We start from the raw sequence: 6,208 nt of genomic DNA on the forward strand, positions 1-6,208 counted from the left end.
AAATGTATAAGTTAGCTTACTTACGGGCCAACACAAGAGGCTTCGTTTCATTAACATTATTCAGGGCAATGCCTTGGTCAAATGAGAAATTACTGATCTCCTTAATTGGATTTCCACGTCGTATGGATTTGAGGTAGACAAAATTGGTCAGGCTTTGCGGATTGACCTGAAGATCAATTTTTGCTCCAGCTCCCGTCTGCACAGAAAAGGAACCGTTTTTCGGAGTCTTAATTTTCTGCACGAGGACCTGTTTGGGAAGGGTGTACCATGATCTTTCATCCGCCTGAGTCAATGCTTCTGCGGCAACCACCTTGGCGATCGCTGAAAAAATCATTACCGCAGCACTGTCCTGCTGTTGATCTTTGGTGGCCGCTTCAATGGCGACTTGTGATGCCACCGCAAGAGTGGTTTGGATCAGAGCCTTGGCAATTTGTCCCGGAAGCTTGGCCTTGAACTCGGCACTGACGACCGCGTCCATATCGACCAAGGTTTCCATTTGCGTGGACTCGGAACCTAATAATATGGATGCACTTTCATCATAATCATTTCGGTATTGCAAGCGGGGTAGGGCAAAGGGAACATACAGCACTCCACCCGGTGGCGGACCGTTATAAAAGAGGAAGAGGGGGAGACGGAATTTTTCCTCCACCCGGTAGGGAGCACTCCCGCTTTCCATTAGAACATAAGTGGTGGATTCCGCTCCCGGACCCGCTTTTTTCTCATCCCGGAGAAAACTTTTACCCGAGCCAAGCACATCGGTTAGGTTCTTCTTGGTCGTGCCAAAATCGAATTGCTCGCCACCGCGGTTGTTGAGAACGAGGCGAATGTAATCGCCCATCGGATTGTAAAAGTCCTGATAGGTTTTACTTAATTCCTCATCCACCAGATTGCCAATTTGAACGGTATCAGATTCCATAAAGTTTTTGTATTTCAGGTCTTTCTTCTCGATTGCGTCCTGTTCCGCTTCCATGACCATCTTCCGGCTAATCTCCTTGGCCTCCTGTCTTTTGAACTTCAACTCGGTGAAAGCGGATTGGGTAGCTGTATTGTCACCCCTTTCTAATGCTCGAAGGGCCCGATAAATCTCAAGCATGTTCCGGTCGTAAAAATGACCAACATATTCCCCGAGCCCTTTATTTTTTGCTTTAATCGCACCGCCAATAAATTTCTCGTCGGCAATCGACTTGGCATTTCCAATATGTATATCCGAAAGTTCATTCATTCGGTTGGCACGGGCTACAGAGGCCATTTCCAAATTCCAGAGTAATTCCTCATCGTGACCGGCCTTGATTGACTCACCTGCTTTCTCGAGGTGCACGAGGGCGGATCCCTCGTCTCCTATATCCCAGGAATTACGGAATTCCTGGGTGCTTTGCTGGTACGATGCACAGGAGCAGAAAAAGAGGACTGATTGAAGGATGAGTAGGCGAAAGATTGATTTCTTGTACATTTTAGGAAAAAAGAAAGTGATTTAGTCAGCAAGTCTGGCAAGAGGAAGATTTTCTGGTTCGACATTAGTATCGATTCCAAGATCCTCAATAATTTTACAGGTGGCCACATCGGCTTGTACATCGACCACCTCGATCTGTCCGATCTTGGTAAAGGTCGTACCGGACATCACTTTTTTGGTAATGGGATGGATGATTTTTTTTGCGATACCGACATCATAGAGCTGTCCCTTTTCAATCCCGTTTTGATAGCCTGACAAAATGGTGCATTGATTCCCGACTTTTTGATAAACATAAATTTTTTGTTCAAAATTGGCCGCAAAACTTTCCGCCATTTGCCGTGCTGAATCCTTGGCAAACTGTTCCACTTTTTTCATCCGGTTCAAATCTCCGCCAGTCTGTTCGCCAAATAAATCCTCATCCCATTGACCATTGTATTCCGGCACCTCAAATGTTTTTTGGTCTTCCGGACGGTCGCGGTTAATGAGTTGCATACTGGCGGATACGAAAATATCGCGGTTTAATCGGGTGGAATCATCAAGCGGGTTGGTCATTTTGGTCTGCTTTTCAACAAAGGCAGTCACCCGGCAATTCAGGATGTATTTTGGTTTACGAATCATCTTTTTTTCAACCGCTTCAAAAATATCGGAATAACTTAATTCTGCATCCAAATTTGATTCACTGACAATACTGTCGAGTTCGACAACGGCATACTTCCCGGTTTGATTCAAATAAGTTACAAAATGGACAGGGAGTGCCTGAAGATAGGCATCGAGTGAAGGAGGGGCGAGTTTTTGAACCGCGGGAGTTGCTTCAATTTTCCGCAGAACGATTGGTTCCTTCTGAGCAAAAAGAAAGAATTGAGGAACAAGAACGAGTAAGCAAAGGGAAAGAATTTTCATTAGAAAAGAGATTTATTAAGATTAATTTCGGGGACTTCGAATTTAGAATTTTTTAAATATTCCATCATACCCTCGGCAATTTTTTGTTCGTTCTCTGTGAGGACCGCTCCCGCCTTGGCGTTTTCAAGGAAAAGTAATTGAGTACGCCATCTTTCATACTCCTCCGGGCTGGGTTGGATTGAAATAGAAATCTTCATACCCTCATGTGCATTGATCAACCTTTCCTCCGAGGTATGCCCAGCATGTCTAATCTTAAGGCGATGAATTCCCTTGGGGATTGATAAGCTCTGTGTCGCGGATGAATTCCCCAGTACGAGTCCGTCAATTTCAACCTCGGCACTAGTGGAAATAATATCGAATTCATTTCCCGATAAAATTAAATCACCTCTTTCATTTTTAATAAACTGGGGCATTTTCATTCCCTGAAGCTTGGCCTCGATCATTACCTTTACTCCCTCGCTACCCAAGTTTTGTGCTGCGATCGGATTATTGATTTCCTTCTGGCTTGCATTTTTGAATTGGCTCACTGACCGGGCTGCGAGCAGGTCCGATTGGAAGATATGTTTTGAAATTTCTGAAACGGCGTCGTCGATTAAATCGGAAAGGATAGAATCCTTCGCTAGCTTAACACTGACATTTCGTGTGATAGGAAATTTTTTCTCCAACCGAAAGCTCTTCCCTAAAAAAGAACCCCCATTTGAAACTGAGTGAATTCGGTAACTCGCCCGCAGCTGGTAAGTGGTCACCTTTCGATTTAATGTTGGGAGTTCAACGCTACTTTCCTGCAAGTCATTTAAAGTGCCAATTACAAAGCAATCGGCACCCAGTATGGAAGATAGTTCCTTAATACTATTATTAGATAATGAGCTTAGTAAACCTGCCTGCTTGGACTGGCCTTGCAATTGAGAAAGTCCACGGGTGATCATTTCCGGTGAAATAATTTGAAAGCCAAAATCAGAAATTTCTGCGGTAAGCAGATCGGAAAAAGAATCTGCCTGATTGCTGTATTGATTACCCAGTCGATTTAAAACATAAATGGCTGCAGAGGTTGGCTTTGCCACGCTCGAAATAGATTTTCCGACTTGCTGGCTTTTGTTAATGGTTGCTTGCGCTACAAGATTGGAGGGGTTTCCCAAACAACATGCACATGCCAGGAATAAAAAGCACAGGGATTGAATTTTGTAGTGAATCATTGGTTGTAGGATAGATGGAAAAAGCATAATTTGATCAGATATGGCTCAAATGTAAACTTTTATTTCGAATTAATAGCTATTCAGACTATATGAATTCAGTAAATAACTCAAAATCTTTAAACACCATACGATAGTGTAGAAGTTTTATTGAGAGGAAATTGATTCCATTATCTAATCTTGTCGCCGAATCTTGATGAGAATTATTCTTGAGCTTTTAAAAAAAGCAAATCATCTAACTTGCCTACTTCAATTTACCGGTATCGTAATCGTAAAAATAGGGTCTTCCGTCCTTCTTGGTTATGAAATAGAGCCAATTTGCGGAGGAGTGCAGGAAGAGATGTGGGTAAACGCCCTGTGCTGTCCAATGCCAACCCAGTTGTTCATTCCATAGCCAGAGGTCCCTGCTTTCTCCTGCATGCGAAAAAAGCCAACCCAGATCCACATGGTATAACCAACCGCCAGGGTAGGGGCGGAAGGAACCAAACCAGGTAGATGTTCGCCAACCGCCGGCGATTTCGGGCAATTCATTCCACCAAGACCGTGGAGTAGAAGGGGATATCTTTTTAATTCCCCCCAAGGACTCGCCCACATTATTACGCACATAGGCACGATAGTAAAAGGTCTGGCCATTCTGAGTTGTTTGATAATCTGCAAAGAATGGATCGGTTTGATTATGATCTATTCCTGAAATCCGTTCAGAATTCAAAAATTGAAGGTTAGTCGAAACGAGGAATCCTTTTTCGCTTATGATTGATCCTCCGTCCGTGAGGATTTTTCCGTACAACCTTGAAGTACCATTTTGTTCATTTCTAGAATCCAGGGTCCGCACAATTGCAAGGTATCCTTTACTGTGCAGAGTGGAATTCTGATCAATCAAAGGGGGTTGGGTGGCATTGTGGTCGCCAGTGGTATTATGGTCAATGATGGGCGTACTGGTTTGATTATTCTCGGAGGGAGGCGAGAGGTCATCAACGGTGTCGTTAACCAGGGAAAGGGTGAAGAATTCCCAAAACACGCCAACTTTGTTCTGCTTGGCTTTGACTCGTAGGTATAGGGTGGATGAATTATTCTCATAATCAAAGACTACCGCAGTGCGGAGTGTATTGTTGGCATCGATGGTAAATAGGTGATTATGGGAAATGTTTTCGTTGATATCGTTAAACTTGACTATGTGAGAGTCATTGAGGTCAGGGTCGATCACAGTGAACTGCCCGACGACTGTACCGATTGGCTGGTTTTCCATGATTTTCAGACTACTTAAAGTGAGTCCCGTTGGGAGGGTATCCGCCACCGAATTCGCATCCCTTGGATCGGAACCGTAGGCAATCTCCTCGGCATCGGAGTAGCCGTCTCCGTCATCATCAGTATCATAAGCATCCTCGATTCCGTCACCATCAAGGTCTTCCAATACATTGAGGATTTGTACCGTGAAATTCTGCTTGATCCATGCGTCTTGCTGGTCGCGTACCTTTGCCTGTATGGTCAGGGTGGAATTGGCTTCAAAGTCTAGAGTGGAGGCGGTGCGAAGGGTTCCGTTTGTATCCACGCTGAAGAAATGATTGTCATTGGAACCATCTACCAAAGAAAATGTTAAGGTGGTTGAAGGTTCTTCTTGTACTCGTTTTTCAATCTCGAGCCAACGATACCAGATTGAACCACTACTTTTTGAGATACCCTCTGGACCCTCGTCATTAATTACAAATTCAACGATTGAACTATTGCCGTCGGGAGTATCAGTGAAGGGGTAGTCAGAAGTGGGTTGAGCATCGTGGTAGTCAAGGAAATCGCCATTCCCACGATTATCATTTGCCTCGGTCACAGATATCTTGCCTGGACCAAAGTCGACTTCAAAGTAATCTCCTGTTCTCGTTTCCCCGTTTACAACTTCGGTTCTACGTCCGCCTACATCTGAGCGATATTCACCAGTATCAAATATTCTTTTACCCCCCACATAAATTTGAAATCGATCTCGTGCAGTAAGTGGATCCCACCAAAGTTTAATTTTCGCAGATGAATTACCAATATCAATCGTTTCAGAAATACGAGAAGAGCTGCCCGCTGTTGGTGGAGGTAAGTCTATCTTTTCAAATTTTGTGGTGGAGTCGAAATCCGGATCGTGCGCTGTTAACTGTCCAACCACGGTGCCTACCGGTTGGTTTTCGGCAACCTGAAGGGGAGCGGTTGTGTTCAAGTCAGCTGGTGCTTCATTGAGGTCGAGCAGACTGATTGAAAAATTGCCTTCCATTTTATAACCATGCTGGTCACTTACCCGTACCCGAATTGAATAGCTGGAAGCATTATTTTCAAAATCAAATATGACTGCAGAAACGAGGGTACCGTTTGGATCGAGAGTAAAGAATGGATTACCGCCCGATCCATTACCATCGGCAAGAGAGTAGGTGAGGGTGTTGTTGGCATCGGAATCGGTGGCATTAAATTCAGTGATGAAGGTACCGACGGGTTGGTTTTCCAAAATGCTTAGAACCGTGGTGGCATTAAGATCGGTGGGTGCCCGGTTACCCAGGGAATTGGCATCCTTGGGATTACTGCCAAAGGCGACCTCCTCGCCGTCGAGGTAGCCGTCCCCATCGGTGTCTTGCACCGTGGAATTAGTCTCATAATAAATTTCCGCTTTGTCCGCCAGTCCGTCCCCATCGGTATCGAC

At 44.6% G+C, this 6,208-nt stretch carries 4 protein-coding genes; all 4 read right to left on the reverse strand.

All coding sequences use genetic code 11. The features are described from left to right. Window positions 1–16 precede the first annotated feature (16 nt). On the reverse strand, window positions 17–1,450 hold the full coding sequence (locus tag ACKPQ5_RS10510; RefSeq protein WP_407679064.1) for a hypothetical protein: 1,434 nt from the start codon (window positions 1,448–1,450) through the stop codon (window positions 17–19). A gap of 21 nt (window positions 1,451–1,471) precedes the next feature. Then, window positions 1,472–2,350 carry a hypothetical protein gene (locus ACKPQ5_RS10515; protein ID WP_407679065.1) on the reverse strand — a complete coding sequence of 293 codons (879 nt, stop codon included), beginning with the start codon at window positions 2,348–2,350 and terminating at the stop codon, window positions 1,472–1,474. After that, window positions 2,350–3,543 (reverse strand): hypothetical protein, encoded by a 1,194-nt coding sequence (locus ACKPQ5_RS10520; protein ID WP_407679066.1) that lies wholly within the window; start codon window positions 3,541–3,543, stop codon window positions 2,350–2,352. The genes ACKPQ5_RS10515 and ACKPQ5_RS10520 overlap by 1 nt, the downstream gene beginning before the upstream one ends. 241 nt (window positions 3,544–3,784) lie before the next feature. Then, window positions 3,785–6,208: cadherin domain-containing protein (locus ACKPQ5_RS10525; RefSeq protein ID WP_407679067.1), on the reverse strand; the 2,424-nt coding region annotated here is incomplete at its 5' end.

Source organism: Candidatus Seribacter sulfatis, from assembly GCF_964187635.1.
Taxonomy (GTDB): Bacteria; Verrucomicrobiota; Verrucomicrobiia; order Opitutales; family Seribacteraceae; genus Seribacter; species Seribacter sulfatis.